This window comes from Micromonospora haikouensis (genome assembly GCF_000876225.1).
Classification (GTDB): Bacteria; Actinomycetota; Actinomycetes; order Mycobacteriales; family Micromonosporaceae; genus Micromonospora; species Micromonospora haikouensis.
The window spans coordinates 632,642-646,436 of the sequence record NZ_JXSX01000002.1 but is presented as its reverse complement, the minus strand read 5'-3'; the positions used below and the strand labels follow the sequence as shown (position 1 = coordinate 646,436).

General features: G+C 73.6%; 15 protein-coding genes. 6 read left to right on the top strand and 9 right to left on the bottom strand.

Annotated features, from left to right (window positions below; translation table 11 throughout):
* The first annotated feature begins 70 nt into the window (after window positions 1-70).
* Entirely contained in the window at window positions 71-868 is a 798-nt protein-coding gene (locus TK50_RS19530; RefSeq protein WP_043965713.1) for an MBL fold metallo-hydrolase, read from the top strand.
* 81 nt (window positions 869-949) lie between these two features.
* On the opposite strand, the gene mdh is transcribed toward TK50_RS19530, so the two are convergent.
* The 4 genes from mdh to purN form a co-directional block, all read right to left on the bottom strand.
* On the bottom strand, window positions 950-1,900 hold the full coding sequence (mdh, locus tag TK50_RS19525) for a malate dehydrogenase (RefSeq protein WP_043965712.1): 951 nt from the start codon (window positions 1,898-1,900) through the stop codon (window positions 950-952).
* 200 nt (window positions 1,901-2,100) lie between these two features.
* Complete coding sequence (locus TK50_RS19520; RefSeq protein ID WP_043965711.1) at window positions 2,101-2,961, bottom strand: bifunctional methylenetetrahydrofolate dehydrogenase/methenyltetrahydrofolate cyclohydrolase; 861 nt, start codon at window positions 2,959-2,961, stop codon at window positions 2,101-2,103.
* 103 nt (window positions 2,962-3,064) lie between these two features.
* Window positions 3,065-4,636 (bottom strand): bifunctional phosphoribosylaminoimidazolecarboxamide formyltransferase/IMP cyclohydrolase, encoded by a 1,572-nt coding sequence (gene purH, locus TK50_RS19515; RefSeq protein ID WP_043965710.1) that lies wholly within the window; start codon window positions 4,634-4,636, stop codon window positions 3,065-3,067.
* Complete coding sequence (purN, locus tag TK50_RS19510) at window positions 4,633-5,253, bottom strand: phosphoribosylglycinamide formyltransferase (protein ID WP_043965709.1); 621 nt, start codon at window positions 5,251-5,253, stop codon at window positions 4,633-4,635. Before purN ends, purH begins: the two co-directional genes overlap by 4 nt.
* 270 nt (window positions 5,254-5,523) lie before the next feature.
* Here purN and TK50_RS19505 point away from each other — a divergent pair, with 270 nt between their 5' ends.
* Both TK50_RS19505 and TK50_RS19500 read left to right on the top strand, forming a co-directional pair.
* Window positions 5,524-5,778 carry a CD225/dispanin family protein gene (locus TK50_RS19505; RefSeq protein ID WP_228986539.1) on the top strand — a complete coding sequence of 85 codons (255 nt, stop codon included), beginning with the start codon at window positions 5,524-5,526 and terminating at the stop codon, window positions 5,776-5,778.
* A 29-nt stretch (window positions 5,779-5,807) separates the two neighbouring features.
* Window positions 5,808-6,341, top strand: coding sequence for a DUF4190 domain-containing protein (locus TK50_RS19500; protein ID WP_043965707.1), 534 nt, complete (start codon window positions 5,808-5,810; stop codon window positions 6,339-6,341).
* Between the two features lie 84 nt (window positions 6,342-6,425).
* Here TK50_RS19500 and TK50_RS19495 read toward each other — a convergent pair whose 3' ends face one another.
* Complete coding sequence (locus TK50_RS19495) at window positions 6,426-7,706, bottom strand: cell division protein PerM (RefSeq protein ID WP_043965706.1); 1,281 nt, start codon at window positions 7,704-7,706, stop codon at window positions 6,426-6,428.
* Between the two features lie 159 nt (window positions 7,707-7,865).
* On the opposite strand from TK50_RS19495, the gene TK50_RS19490 reads away from it, so the two are divergent.
* Window positions 7,866-8,129 (top strand): hypothetical protein, encoded by a 264-nt coding sequence (locus tag TK50_RS19490; protein ID WP_043965704.1) that lies wholly within the window; start codon window positions 7,866-7,868, stop codon window positions 8,127-8,129.
* A gap of 85 nt (window positions 8,130-8,214) precedes the next feature.
* On the opposite strand, the gene sucD is transcribed toward TK50_RS19490, so the two are convergent.
* From sucD to TK50_RS19475, 3 genes are all read right to left on the bottom strand, one after another.
* Window positions 8,215-9,102, bottom strand: a complete 888-nt coding sequence (sucD, locus tag TK50_RS19485) for a succinate--CoA ligase subunit alpha (RefSeq protein ID WP_043965702.1) — start codon at window positions 9,100-9,102, stop codon at window positions 8,215-8,217.
* A gap of 2 nt (window positions 9,103-9,104) precedes the next feature.
* On the bottom strand, window positions 9,105-10,283 hold the full coding sequence (sucC, locus tag TK50_RS19480) for an ADP-forming succinate--CoA ligase subunit beta (protein WP_043965701.1): 1,179 nt from the start codon (window positions 10,281-10,283) through the stop codon (window positions 9,105-9,107).
* A 424-nt stretch (window positions 10,284-10,707) separates the two neighbouring features.
* A complete protein-coding gene (locus TK50_RS19475) occupies window positions 10,708-11,112 on the bottom strand; it encodes a coenzyme B12-dependent isobutyryl CoA mutase small subunit (protein WP_043965699.1) in 405 nt (134 codons plus the stop codon).
* Between the two features lie 392 nt (window positions 11,113-11,504).
* Here TK50_RS19475 and TK50_RS19470 point away from each other — a divergent pair, with 392 nt between their 5' ends.
* Together TK50_RS19470 and TK50_RS19465 are read left to right on the top strand one after the other, a co-directional pair.
* The gene (locus tag TK50_RS19470; RefSeq protein ID WP_043965697.1) at window positions 11,505-12,218 is read left to right on the top strand and encodes a M23 family metallopeptidase; all 714 of its coding nucleotides are present in this window, start codon (window positions 11,505-11,507) and stop codon (window positions 12,216-12,218) included.
* A gap of 329 nt (window positions 12,219-12,547) precedes the next feature.
* Complete coding sequence (locus TK50_RS19465; protein ID WP_043966543.1) at window positions 12,548-13,282, top strand: M23 family metallopeptidase; 735 nt, start codon at window positions 12,548-12,550, stop codon at window positions 13,280-13,282.
* A gap of 55 nt (window positions 13,283-13,337) precedes the next feature.
* Here the strand turns inward: TK50_RS19465 and TK50_RS19460 are convergent, their stop codons facing one another.
* Window positions 13,338-13,787 carry a tetratricopeptide repeat protein gene (locus tag TK50_RS19460; RefSeq protein ID WP_043965696.1) on the bottom strand — a complete coding sequence of 150 codons (450 nt, stop codon included), beginning with the start codon at window positions 13,785-13,787 and terminating at the stop codon, window positions 13,338-13,340.
* Window positions 13,788-13,795: the final 8 nt, after the last annotated feature.

The window sequence follows — 13,795 nt, the reverse complement described above, 5'->3', positions numbered from 1 at the left end:
CCCAGCCGGCCCGCGCTGGCCGGGGAAAAACGGGATGCACGGCACAACCGACGGCTGGGACGATCGCCGGATGCCGCCGCGCCGCACCCTCGGGTCTATCACGGTCACCGCCCTGACCGACGGGGAGGGGCCGTTCTTCCAGCCGCGCGAGGAGGCGTTCCCGGCCGCCACGGCCGAGCAGTGGGCCGCCGCCGACCGGCGCGACCCGGCCACGGTCACCGACGACGGCCGCTGGTGGCTGCCGTTCCGCTGCTTCGCCCTGCGCGCCGGGGACGGCCCGGTCACCCTGGTCGACGCCGGCATCGGCCCGGCCGGCGCCCCCGCCGCGAGCTGGGCCCCGGTGCCCGGCCGGCTGCCCGCCGAGCTGGCCGCCGCCGGGATCGACCCGGCCGACGTCCGCACGGTCGTGCTGACCCACCTGCACACCGACCACGTCGGCTGGGCGGTCGTCGGCACCCCCTGGTTCCGCAACGCCGACTACCTCGTCCAGCGCGCCGAGCTGACCGCCCTCGCCTCGCTCAACCCCGGGCTGGAGGCGGGCCTGGTCGCGCCGTTGCGCGCCGCCGGCCAGCTCCGGGTCCTCGACGGCGACACCCCGCTCACCCCGGGGGTACGCGTGCTGAGCACCCCCGGGCACACCCCCGGCCACCAGTCGGTGCTGGTGGACTCCGGCGACGAGCGGCTGCTGGTCACGGGCGACCTGCTGGTGCACGCGGTCCAGCTCGTCGACCCCGACCTGGCGTACGCCCACGAGGAGCAGCCGGGGACGGCGCGCGCCTCGCGGGTGGCGCTGCTGCGCGACCTGGCCGCGCGGGGCCCGGCGGCCCTGGCCACCCCGCACCTGGGCGAGCCGTTCGTGGCGCTCTGAGCGCCGACGGCCGCCCGGACGGGCGGCGGAAACGGCGAAGGGGCGGGCCCGGCGTCGGCCGGCCCGCCCCTTCCGCGTGGCTCACATGCTGGCGACGTCGGCCTGCTTCGCGCGGACGGCCTCGGCGGCCTCCTTGAGGCTGGCCAGCTCGTCGGCGTCGAGGTCGGTCTCGACGACCCGCTTGACGCCCTCGGCGCCGATCTGGGCCTCGACGCCCAGGTAGACGCCGGAGATGCCGTACTCGCCGTCGACCCAGGCGCAGACCGGCATGACCTCGCCGGAGTCCTCCGCCACGGCCTTGGCCATCCGGGCGGCGGCGGCCGACGGGGCGTAGTAGGCCGAGCCGGTCTTCAGCAGCGCGACCACCTCGGCGCCGCCGTTGCGGGTCTTGACGACCAGCTCCTCGATCTGCTCGGCCGGCATGGCCTCGCGCAGCGGCTTGCCGTCGACGGTGCTCTGCGACGGCACCGGGACCATGGTGTCGCCGTGCGAGCCCAGGGTCAGCGTCTTCACCGACCGCACCGGCACGCCGAGCGCCTCGGCGACGAAGTTGGTGAACCGGGCGGTGTCGAGCATGCCGGCCTGGCCGAGCACCCGGTTCTTGGGGAACTGGGTGGCGAGCTGGGCCAGCGCGGTCATCTCGTCGAGCGGGTTCGACACGACGATGACGACGGCGTTCGGGGCGTACTTGGCGACGTTCTCGGAGACCTGACGGACGATCTTGGCGTTCGTCTCCAGCAGGTCCATCCGGCTCATGCCCGGCTTGCGCGGGAGGCCGGCGGTGATCACCACGACGTCCGAGCCCTCGATGGCCTCGTAGCCCTCGCCGTTCGGGCCGGTGGTGACGCCGACGACCTTGGTCTCGAAGCCCTCGACGGCCCGCGACTGGTTGAGGTCCAGGGCCAGGCCGGCGGGCTTGCCCTCCACGATGTCGGTGATCACGACGGTGTCGAAGACGTCGTACTCGGCCAGGCGCTGCGCGGTGGTGGAGCCGTAGAAGCCGGCCCCGACGACAGTGACCTTCTTACCCATGGTCGTCCCACTCCCTGTTACCAGTCGTTTTCCGGACCGTATCAGTCATCCTGGCAGCCCACCGGCCAGGGGCGGCGGCCATCGGCGGGATGGGGCGAACGTCACCGTCGCCGGGTTCGCCCCGGCGACTGCCGGGTCGGGCTCAGCCGCGCCCGGCCCGGCAGGGCGGGACGACCCGGCCGCGCCGGACCGGCGGGGACTCAGCCGCGCTCGGCCCGCTCGACGACGTTGGTCAGCAGCATGGCGCGCGTCATCGGGCCGACGCCGCCGGGCATCGGGACCACCTTGCCGGCCACCTCGGCCACCTCGGGGTCGACGTCGCCGGTGTAGCGGCCCTTGCCGTCCGCCCCGATCACCCGGGTGATGCCGACGTCGACCACCGTCGCGCCGGGGGTGACCATGTCGGCGGTGAGCAGGCCCGGCACCCCGGCCGCGACGATCACGATCTCGGCCGCGCGGGTGTGGCCGGCGAGGTCGAGCGTGCCGGTGTGGCAGAGGGTGACCGTGGCGTTCTCGCTGCGCCGGGTCAGCAGCAGGCCCAGCGGACGGCCGACGGTGTTGCCCCGGCCCACGACGGCGACGTTCGCGCCGCGCAGCGGCACGTCGTGCCGGCGGAGCAGCTCGACGATGCCGCGCGGGGTGCAGGGCAGCGGGCCGTCGTAGCCGAGGACCAGCCGGCCGAGGTTGACCGGGTGCAGGCCGTCGGCGTCCTTGTCGGGGTCGATCATCTCCAGCGCCCGCTGGGTGTCCAGGTGACCGGGCAGCGGAAGCTGGACGATGTAGCCGTGGCAGGCCGGGTCGGCGTTCAGCTCGGCGAGGACGTCGTCGACCTGCTGCTGGGTGGCGTCGGCGGGCAGCTCGCGGCGGATCGAGGCGATCCCCACCTCGGCGCAGTCGCGGTGCTTGCCGTTGACGTACGCCTGGGAGCCCGGATCGGCCCCGACCAGGACCGTGCCCAGCCCGGGCACGACGCCCCGCTCCGCCAGTGCCTTCACCCGCGCCCGCAGCTCGTCCTTGATCTCCGCCGCGGTCGCCTTGCCGTCCAGGATCGTCGCCGTCACGCCCAGATCGTCTCACGTCCGCCCGCCCCGCTGCCTGCGGACCCGGGGCGGGTCGGTCGAGGCAGCGGGGCCGGGCGGGCAGCGGGACGGCGGCGCGGTGCGGTCAGTGGAAGAAGTGGCGGGTGCCGGTGAGGTAGAGCGTGACGCCGGCCTCCTTGCAGGCGGTGGCGACCTCCTCGTCCCGGATCGAGCCGCCCGGCTGGACGATCGCCTTCACCCCGGCCGCGATGAGGACCTTCGGGCCGTCGGCGAACGGGAAGAACGCGTCCGAGGCGCAGACCGAGCCGGCCGCCCGGTCGGCGCCGGCCCGGGTCACCGCGAGCTGCGCCGAGTCGACCCGGTTGACCTGGCCCATGCCGACGCCGACGGTCGCCCCGTCCTTCGCCAGCAGGATCGCGTTGCTCTTCACCGCGCGTACCGCCCGCCAGGCGAACGCCAGGTCGCGCAGGGTGGCCTCGTCGGCCGCCTCGCCGGTGGCGAGCCGCCAGTTGGCCGGGTCGTCGCCCTCGGCGTCGACGGCGTCGCGCGTCTGCACCAGCATCCCGCCGGTGACCTGCCGCCACTCCGCCGGCAGCGGGGCGTACGCCGGGGCGCGCAGCAGCCGCAGGTTCTTCTTCGCCCGCAGCAGCTCCAGCGCGTCCTCGTCGAAGCCCGGCGCCACCAGCACCTCGGTGAACACGTCGGCGACCTGCCGGGCCAGCTCGGCGGTCACCGGCCGGTTCACGGCGATCACCCCGCCGTACGCCGACACCGGGTCGCAGGCGTGCGCCTTGCGGTGGGCGTCGGCGACGTCGGCCCCGACGGCGATCCCGCACGGGTTGGCGTGCTTGATGATCGCCACGGCCGGCTGCTCGGCGAAGTCGTTCGCCGCCCGCCACGCGGCGTCCGCGTCGACGTAGTTGTTGTAGGACATCTCCTTGCCGTGCAGCTGCTCCGCCTGCGCCAGGCCGGCGGGGCTGGCCGGGTCGGCGTAGAGGGCGGCGGCCTGGTGCGGGTTCTCGCCGTAGCGCAGCACCGCCGAGCGGCGCAGCGACAGCCCGGCGAACTCCGGCCACCCGGCGGCGTCGGGGGCGAGCGTGGTCGCGCACCACTGCGCCACGGCCACGTCGTACTCGGCGATGGCGGCGAACGCGCGGGCCGCCAGCACCCGGCGCTGGGCCAGGGTGAACCCGCCCGCGCCGAGGGCGGCCACCAACTCCGGGTACGCGGCCGGGTCGGTGACCACCGCGACGGACGCGTGGTTCTTGGCGGCGGCGCGCACCATCGCCGGCCCGCCGATGTCGATCTGCTCCACGCACTCCTCGACGTCGGCGCCGGAGGCGACCGTGTCCTGGAACGGGTAGAGGTTCGACACCAGCAGGTCGATGCCGGCGATGCCGTGCTCGTCGAGCTGGGCGGCGTGCGCGGGCTTGCGCAGGTCGGCCAGGAGCCCGCCGTGGATCAGCGGGTGCAGGGTCTTGACCCGGCCGTCGAGGATCTCGGGGAAGCCGGTCACCGACTCCACCGGGGTCACCGGCACCCCGGCGGCGGCGACGGTCGACGCGGTGCTGCCGGTCGAGACGATCTCCACGCCGGCCGCGTGCAGGGCCTGGGCCAACTCGACCAGGCCGCTCTTGTCGTAGACGCTGACCAGCGCCCGCCGGATCGGGCGGCGCTCGTCCTGACTGGAACTCACGGGACCGTGACCTTTCTTCCGGTGATCGTCCAACCTTCGCGGACCAGCCGACCGACCTGCTCGACGAGCTGACGCCGCTCGGCGGACTTGATGCGCTCGGTGAGCGTCTCCTCGTCGTCGTCGTCGCACACGGGGACGGCGACCTGGGCCACGATCGGCCCGGTGTCCATGCCGGCGTCGACGAAGAAGAGGGTGGCCCCGGTGATCTTCACCCCGTAGGCGAGGGCGTCGCGGGGGCCGTGGATGCCGGGGAACGCCGGCAGCAGCGTGTTGTGGGTGTTGAGGTAGCGGTCGCCGAAGGCGGCGAGGAACTCCGGGCCGACCAGCTTGAGGAAGCCGGCGGAGACCACCAGGTCGGGGCGGTGCGCGGCGACCTGCCTGGTCAGCGCGGCGTCCCAGTCCGCCCGGGTCGGGTGGTCCTTCACCCGCTCGACGAAGGTCGGCACCCCGACGGCGGCGGCCCGGTCCAGGCCCGCGATCCCGTCGCGGTCCGCGCCCACGGCGACGACCCGGGCACCGTACGCGGGGTCGGCGGCGGCGTCGAGCAGCGCCTGGAGGTTGCTCCCGGAGCCGGAGACGAGGACGACGATGCGGGCGACGGACGCGGGCTCGGTCACGCGGCCACCCTATCGGGCAGGTCGGGGCCACCCTCGGGTGGGCGGCCAGGTCGGGGCCGCACCGCTACGCGCGGGGCGTCAGGCCCGGGCCGAAATCGGTGACGCTTCCTGTCGCCCGGACCCTGTACGCTGCCGGTCGCTCGGTGCCCGGCGCAGGCCGGGTCCCGCACCTGTCAGTGACGCGACACGCGCGGTGTGTCGACGGAATGAGGAGCACCCAGGATGCAGCCCGGTTACCAGTCCCCCCAACCGCAACAGATCAATAACAACATGACGATGTCCATCGTGGCCATCTTCCTCTTCTGGCCGCTGGCCATCCCCGCCATCATCAACGCGTCGAAGGTCAACCCGCTGATCCAGCAGGGTGACTACGCGGGGGCGCAGGCGGCGGCGGCCGAGTCGAAGAAGTGGTCCAAGTGGGCCCTGATCGTCGGCATCGTCTGGCTCGTGATCGTCCTCGTGTGCTGCGCGCTGGGTGGTCTTGCCGGGATCATGGGTGGAGCCAGCAGCACCAGCAGCTACTGACAGCAGCCCGAAGCAAGGAGCACCGACGCATGCAGCCCGGTCAGGACCCGTACGGCCAGCAGCCCCACGACCCGAACCAGCCGCAGTACCACGACCCGTACGCCCCGCCGCCCCCGGCGCCGTACGGGCAGCAGCCGACATCGGGTCAGCCGTACGGGCAGGACCCGTACGCCCAGCAGCCCCCGGCGCCGTACGGGCAGCCCACCTCTGGCCAGCCGTACGGGCAGGATCCGTACGCCCAGCAGCCGCCCTACGGGGCCGCGCCGGGCTATCCGAACGCCGGCTACCCGCAGCCGCAGGGGCAGAACAACACCCTCGGCCTGGTGTCGATGATCCTCGGCATCGCGTCGATCCCGCTGGTCTGCTGCCTGTACCTGGGCGTCCCGGTCGGCATCGCCGCCGTGGTCACCGGCTACCTGGGCCGGCAGAAGGCGGCGCAGGGGCTGGCCAGCAACGACGGCCAGGCCAAGACCGGCCTGATCTGCGGTGCGATCGGCGCCGGGCTCGGCGTCCTGCTGTTCATCCTCGGGATCGTGGGGAACGTGACCCTGCCCACCACCTGAGGCGGGCCGCAGGCCACCTGGTCGCAGGACATCGCGAGGGGCGCTCCGGAGTTTCCCGGGGCGCCCCTCGCTGCGTCCGACGCGTCAGGAGGGGGGCCTTCCCTTCCCGCGCAGCGCCCGGGTGGCGGCGGCGCCGAGCAGGGCACCGACCGCGATCACGGCGGTGGCCACCCCGGCCACCTGCCAGCCGACCGGGCCGATCTCGGCCAGCCGGCCGCCGCCGAGCGGGCCGCCGGAGACCGCCGCGAGCGCGCCGAGCAGCAGCCCGGCGACCGGGCCGGCCAGCGCCGCCGGGGCGAGCAGCGCCGGCCAGGCCACCTCGGCGCGGTCCTCGGCGGCGATCCGCAGCAGCCGGCGGGCGAGCAGCCACCCGGCGGCCATGCCGGCCAGGACGGGCACGGCGAGCAGGCCCGCACCGTAGCCGTCGACGGGCCCGCTGGGCAGCCCCGCCAGCAGCGGCACGGCCGGCAGCGCGCCGACGGAGACCTCGCTGGTGCGGACGGCGGTGTCGACGCCGACGGCGAACCCGGGGCCGAGCAGGTAGCTGGCCGACCAGATCGTCGCGTTCGGCGCGTAGGCGAGGCTGACCAGGGTGATCCCGGCCTGCCCGGCCACCCCGGTGCGGTAGGCGCCGATCATGTCGGCGGCGTCGCCGCCCCCGGTGGCCACCGCGAGCCCCGCTGCTCCGGCCCCCGCGCCGAGCAGCAGCAGCCCGGCGACGAGGCCGGTGCGCACCCCGTCCCGGAGCTGCGTGGGGGCCCGGGCGGCGAGCAGGCGGGCCACGGCGGTGGTCCGCAGCGCCCCGGCCAGGGCCGCGAGCGTGCCGACGAGGGCGAACGTCGCCCCGGCGCGGGCCGGGGCGGCACCGGCGGGCACGGCGGCGAGCGCGCCGAGCAGCGCGTACCCGATGCCGACCGCGCCGGCGGCGGTGAGCGCCTGGCGCGGGGAGCGCCCGCCCCGCGCCCCGATGGCCCGGCTGGCGTGCACCCCGGCGCGGGTGAGCCGCCAGACGGCCAGCGCGGTCAGCGCGAGCGGGGTCAGGCCGAACGGCCCGGCGTCGGTGGTGAGCGGGACGCCGTGGCCGAGCAGCCAGCCGGCGAGCCCGGCGCGCAGCGCGCCGGTGACGGAGCCGGCGTCCTCGGTGAGCTGGGCGAGCCCGAGCACGAGGGCGACCGGCAGGTAGGAGGTGAGCGCGGCCCAGGCGGCGGCGACCCCGGCGGCCACCGCGAGCGGGGCCCGGCCCCGGGGGGACTCCCCGGGCCGGGGCGCGGGCCCCCGGGGGCCCGGGACGCGGCCGGCGGGCCGGGCGTCGGCGCCGACCCTGGCGGCCGGACGGCGGGGCTGGTCAGGGGTGACGGAGGACATCGGCTCTACTCTGGCACGTCGCGCCGTCGCGGGCAGTCCGATACCGCCCCCGACCGGCCGGAAGTTCGGTGATCCACCGACCTGGCACCCCCGATCCGGTCTAGCCTCGGCCCCAGGACGCGAATTCCTGTCGCGGCCGCGGACCGCTCGGAGGAAGCCGTGAATGCTCCGTATCCACCGCCCCCTGCGCAGGCCGGGGGCCGGGACCGCACCACGCTGTGGGGCGTGCTCGGCATCATCCTGGGCCTGCTCTGCTGCGGCATCCTGGGGATCATCTTCGGGTACCTGTCGATCCGGGACGCCAAGCGGTACGGCCAGTCCCCGGTGCTGGGTTACCTCGCCATCGCGTTCGGCGTGATCAACATCATCGGCAGCGCGATCCTGCGGGCGAGCGGCAACTACCCGTTCTGGAACAACAACTGACCCGTCACCGCGCGACGATCGGGCGCCGTGACGACGCGAGGGGGCCGACCGGCTCGGTCGACCCCCTCGGCGCGTCTCGCGGCGGTCAGCCGGCGGACATGATCTCCCGCATGAGCTTGGCGGTCTCGGTCGGGGTCTTGCCGACCTTCACGCCGACGGCCTCCAGCGCCTCCTTCTTCGCCTCGGCGGTGCCCGCCGAGCCGGAGATGATCGCGCCGGCGTGGCCCATGGTCTTGCCGGGGGGCGCGGTGAAGCCGGCGATGTAGCCGACCACCGGCTTGGTGACGTTGGACTTGATGAACTCGGCGGCCCGCTCCTCGGCGTCGCCGCCGATCTCGCCGATCATCACGATGGCGTCGGTGTCCGGGTCGGCCTCGAACGCGGCCAGGGCGTCGATGTGGGTGGTCCCGATGATCGGGTCACCGCCGATGCCGACGCAGGTCGAGAAGCCGATGTCGCGCAGCTCGTACATCATCTGGTAGGTCAGGGTGCCGCTCTTGCTGACCAGGCCGATGCGGCCGGAGCCGGTGATGTCGGCCGGGATGATGCCGGCGTTGGACGCGCCCGGCGAGGCGATGCCGGGGCAGTTCGGCCCGATGATCCGGGTGCGCTCGCCCTTGGCCACGTTGTACGCCCAGAAGGCGGCGGTGTCGTGCACCGGCACGCCCTCGGTGATGACCACGGCCAGCGGGATCCCGGCGTCGATCGCCTCGATCACGGCGGCCTTGGTGAACTGCGGCGGGACGAAGATGACCGTCACGTCGGCGCCGGTCTCGGCCATCGCGTCGGCGACGGTCGCGAAGACCGGCAGCGCGGTGCCGTCGAAGTCGACGCTCTGGCCCGCCTTGCGCGGGTTGGTGCCGCCGACGACGTTCGTGCCGGCGGCGAGCATCCGCCGGGTGTGCTTGGACCCCTCGGAGCCGGTCATCCCCTGCACGATGACCTTCGAGTCCTTGGTCAGCCAGATAGCCATTGTCAGACCCCCGCAGCCGCCAGCTCGGCGGCCCGCTCGGCCGCGCCGTCCATGGTGTCGACCCGCTGCACCAGCGGGTTGTTCGCGCCGTCGAGGATCGCCCGGCCAGCCTCGGCGTTGTTGCCGTCCAGCCGGACGACGAGCGGCTTGGTGACCTTCTCACCGCGCTGCTCCAGCAGGGCCAGCGCCTGCACGATGCCGTTGGCGACCTCGTCGCAGGCGGTGATGCCGCCGAAGACGTTGACGAAGACGCTGCGCACCGACGGGTCGGACAGGACGATCTCCAGCCCGTTGGCCATCACCGCGGCGCTCGCGCCGCCGCCGATGTCGAGGAAGTTGGCCGGCTTGACGTTGCCGTGCCGCTCGCCCGCGTAGGCCACGACGTCGAGGGTGGACATCACCAGGCCCGCGCCGTTGCCGATGATGCCGACCTCGCCGTCGAGCTTGACGTAGTTGAGGTCCTTCTCCTTGGCGGCCTGCTCCAGCGGGTCCACGGCGGCCTGGTCGACGAGCGCCTCGTGGTCCGGGTGCCGGAACGCGGCGTTCTCGTCCAGGGTGACCTTCGCGTCGAGCAGCAGCAGCTTGCCGTCGCCGGTCTTGGCCAGCGGGTTCACCTCGACCAGCGTGGCGTCCTCGGCGACGAACGCCTGCCACAGGCCCACGGCGACCTCGACGACCTGGTCGGCGACGTCGGCCGGGAAGCCGGCGGCGGTGACGATCTCGCGGGCCTTCGCCTCGTCGACGCCCTTGACGGCGTCGATCGGGGCCTTGACGACCTTGTCCGGGGTGTCGGCGGCGACCTGCTCGATGTCCATGCCGCCGGCGACGCTGGCGATGCAGAGGAAGGTGCGGTTCGCCCGGTCGAGCAGGTAGGAGAAGTAGTACTCCTCGGCCACGTCCGCCGTCACGGTGATCATGACCTTGTGGACCGTGTGACCCTTGATGTCCATGCCGAGGATGTCGGTGGCGCGGGCCACCGTCTCATCCGTGCCCTCGGCCAGCTTGACGCCGCCGGCCTTGCCACGGCCACCGACCTTCACCTGCGCCTTGACGACCACCCGGCCGCCGAGGCGTTCGGCGATCGCGCGGGCCTCCTCCGGGGTGTTGGCGACGCCGCCGGCCAGCACGGGCAAGCCGTGCCGCTCGAACAGGTCCCGCCCCTGGTACTCGTACAGGTCCACGATTGCGCGTCCCGTCCCGTCTCCGCGGCGCGCCGTCGCGCCGCCACCAGCGTTGTGGAATCAGTTTGACGCCTGTCATCAGTTGAAACAGGCCATTGGGCGCAGCCTAGCGAGGTCGGCACCGGCGGCAACCGAGCGGGTGCGCGGTGTGCCCTACTCCACAACCAGCGGGATCGCGGCCGTCGGCGGGGTCCGCAACAGCGCGCGTGGGAATTCCGCAGACGATGTTCCCAGGTCGGCGTAACCCCACGGTCAGGGCGTCGTTGAGTCAGGTGTCGGAGCGCTGCTGAGCGCAAAGACGGGAGACGGCCGATGCCCTGTCGGTCGAGGGGTGGCGGCGGGGCATCGTGCATAGAGGGGCCGGACGTGTGAGGGGTGCGTCCGGCCCCTCCCCCCTGCCCGGGGAAAGGTGCCGGGGCGCGGGTCAGGCGACCGGCTGGGCCACGTTGGCCCGCACCCACTCGACGATCGACTGCGTGGTCGCACCCGGGGTGAAGATCTTCTTGACGCCGAGCTGCTCCAGCTCGGGGATGTCGGCGTCGGGGACGATGCCGCCGCCGAAGACGACGATGTCCTGCGCGTCCCGCTCGCCCAGCAGCTCGACGACCCGCCGGAACAGGGTCATGTGCGCGCCGGAGAGCACCGAGAGCCCGACCGCGTCGGCGTCCTCCTGGATGGCGGTCTCGACGATCTGCTCCGGGGTCTGGTGCAGGCCGGTGTAGATGACCTCCATGCCGGCGTCGCGGAGGGCGCGGGCGACGACCTTGGCCCCCCGGTCGTGGCCGTCGAGGCCCGGCTTCGCGACGACGACCCGGATACGAGAGCTCATCAGCGGACACCTTTCGAGGGCGCTACGACTGTCACCTGAACGAACGGTAACCCGGCGGGTCGTCGGCAGGGAATCCGACCGGCCCTTCGAAGGAGGAGCCTAGGGGGCCGGGCCAGGGGGCCGGACATTCGGGCGACAGCGGTCACGGTGCGCGACGAACGGGCAGGTGAGGGCACGTATGACCAAGTGACGAGGCGTGACAATAAAGGACGTAAACGGACAGATCGACACGCCAATTACCCCGTCTGGCTTGTGACGGGCGTGGCGGTTGGCTACCGTGTCCACGGTTGTCATCAGGTCCACGGACGGGTGACGACGCGGCCAGCCGACGTTCACCACCGCTTCACGAGCGCCGGCCGACCGCATCGGAACCCCGACAACGGAGGGTGTGCGTGCGCCAGCGCCTGTCGTCTGAGCCCGATCGATATCGCGGCCGCCGCCGCGTACCCACCCCGCCGCGGAGCCGCTACGCCGCCGTCGTCACCACCGCGTTCGTCGGTGCCGGCATCGTCGCGATCGGCGCGGGAGCCCTGCCGGACGCCAAGAGCGTCAGCCCGTCGGTCCTCGACGAGCTGAAGCAGGCCTCCATCACCAGCCAGGACGCGGCGGCCCGCGCGGACGCCGCCGACCGGGCCTCCCGCGACAGCCGGGCCGAGACGAAGGCCGCCGGCGAGCAGGAGGTCTGGCTCCTGCCGCTGCAGGGCTACGACTTCAACTCCCCCTACGGCATGCGCTGGGGCAAGCTGCACACCGGGATCGACCTGGTGGCCCCCGAGGGCACCCCGTACGTGGCCATCCACGAGGGCACCGTCACCAAGGCCGGCTGGTTCGGCGGCTACGGCTACGCGGTGATCGTCAAGCACGCCGACGGCAGCGAGGCCATCTACGGCCACTCCTCCGCCGTGAGCGTCAAGGAGGGGCAGCAGGTCAAGGCCGGCGACCAGCTCGGCCTGGTCGGCAACACGGGCCACTCCTACGGCTCCCACCTGCACCTGGAGATCCATGTCAACGGGGACCCGCTGGACCCGGTGCCGTGGCTGCAGGAGCGCGGAGTGGACATCAAGATGCAAATCGAGCTGTACTACAGCGACGTAGCCGCTTCCTGACGCTACGCATCGACCGATGACCGCCCGGATCGACCGATCCGGGCGGTTCTTCGTGCTGCACCCCCGCCGGAATGTCTGCTGCGTCACAGCCCCTGATGTGACCAGCCACACATCACTGATGATCAATTATCGGGACGAGCGGGTCGACCCCGGGACGCGGCGGACACCGCCCTCCTGCGCCCACGCCGGTTCCCCCGTCCCCCACCCGCCTCCTCACCAGCACGAACACCAGTATTTCGAGGTCCACGTCCCCTCGAAGGTGTAGGTCCGCCGTGCACGAAGAGAACATCCGCAACAGCAGCACCCCCGACGCGCCGGCCCGCCACCGGATGCGCCCCCGGCCCGGCACCCGGGCCCTGGTCGTCGGCGCGGTCGCCCTGCTCGGGCTCGGTCTCGCCGGTGCCGCCGTCGCCACCACCGCCAGCGACGACGACCCGGCCCCCGCCACCGTGGCGGTCGACTCCCCGGCCCGCGCCGAGGCCGCCGCCCGCGCCGACCGCGCCGCCCGTGAGTCGGCCAGCCCCGCCGCCAGCCCCAGCGCCGTCTCGCCGAGCCCGTCGAGCGCCAGCCCCAGCCCGACGGCGACGAAGGCCACCGCCAAGCCGAAGCCCAAGCCCAAGCCGACCCCGAAGCCCACGCCGAAGAAGACCAGCAAGCCCGCACCCGCCTGGGTCATCCCGATGGCGGGGGCGACGATCACCTCCTGCTACGGCCCGCGCGGGGGTGCCCTGCACGCCGGCATCGACTTCGCCATGCCCGCCGGCACCCCGATCCACGCCGCCGCCGCAGGCACGGTCGTGAAGGCCGGCGACGTCGGCGACGGCTACGGAATCTCCGTCTTCGTCGACCACGGCAACGGCTACCTGACCCACTACGCCCACCAGAGCCGCACCGCCGTCGGCGTCGGCGACAAGGTCAAGGCGGGCCAGGTCATCGGCTACGAAGGCTCCACCGGCGACTCCACCGGCCCGCACCTGCACTTCGAGGTGCACCAGGGCCAGATGTGGAACCAGATCGACCCCGCGCCGTTCCTGCGTGCCCGGGGCATCGACGTGGCCTGCTGACCGCCCGGCGACGCGCCGGCCGCCGAGGAAACCACCGGCGGCCGGCGCCCACCCTTCAGCCCAACTGCTGCGCCAGCCTGTCCAGGCCGCTCCGGATCAGCTGCCCGTACGCGTCGTCGCCGAGCGCGTCGATGCCCGCCCGCGCCTGCCGGAGGCACTCGCGGGCCCGGTCGAGGTCGCCGAGCCTGCGGTAGCACTCACCGAGGTTGAGGTGCAGCGACGGATAGAGAGCGGCCACCGACATCGGCACCCCGGCCTGCGCCACCCGGCCGTCGGTGAGCAGGTCGGCCGCCGCCAGGGCCCGCTGGTCCCAGAGCAGCTCCTCGTGGACGTCGTCCTGCACGTCGGCCATCGAGTGCGCGAGGACGCACACGTGCAGCGGATCACCCCGCTCCCCGCCGATCTCCTCCCAGACCTGGGCGAACAGGTCGCGGGCCGCCTCGCGCCGGCCCTGCTGGTGGTGCAACTGCACGCCCTCGTTGATCCGGGTGAGCGTCTCGTCCATGTCGTCGG

Bases quoted from the DNA above. Each gene is read 5' to 3' on its own strand.
- TK50_RS19505 (WP_228986539.1), top strand. From the start codon at position 5,524: ATGACGATGTCCATCGTGGCCATCTTCCTCTTCTGGCCGCTGGCCATC.
- TK50_RS19465 (WP_043966543.1), top strand. From the start codon at position 12,548: ATGCGCCCCCGGCCCGGCACCCGGGCCCTGGTCGTCGGCGCGGTCGCC.
- TK50_RS19495 (WP_043965706.1), bottom strand. From the start codon at position 7,706: ATGTCCTCCGTCACCCCTGACCAGCCCCGCCGTCCGGCCGCCAGGGTC.
- TK50_RS19475 (WP_043965699.1), bottom strand. From the start codon at position 11,112: ATGAGCTCTCGTATCCGGGTCGTCGTCGCGAAGCCGGGCCTCGACGGC.
- TK50_RS19460 (WP_043965696.1), bottom strand. From the start codon at position 13,787: ATGGACGAGACGCTCACCCGGATCAACGAGGGCGTGCAGTTGCACCAC.
- TK50_RS19500 (WP_043965707.1), top strand. From the start codon at position 5,808: ATGCAGCCCGGTCAGGACCCGTACGGCCAGCAGCCCCACGACCCGAAC.
- mdh (WP_043965712.1), bottom strand. From the start codon at position 1,900: ATGGGTAAGAAGGTCACTGTCGTCGGGGCCGGCTTCTACGGCTCCACC.
- TK50_RS19530 (WP_043965713.1), top strand. From the start codon at position 71: ATGCCGCCGCGCCGCACCCTCGGGTCTATCACGGTCACCGCCCTGACC.
- sucD (WP_043965702.1), bottom strand. From the start codon at position 9,102: ATGGCTATCTGGCTGACCAAGGACTCGAAGGTCATCGTGCAGGGGATG.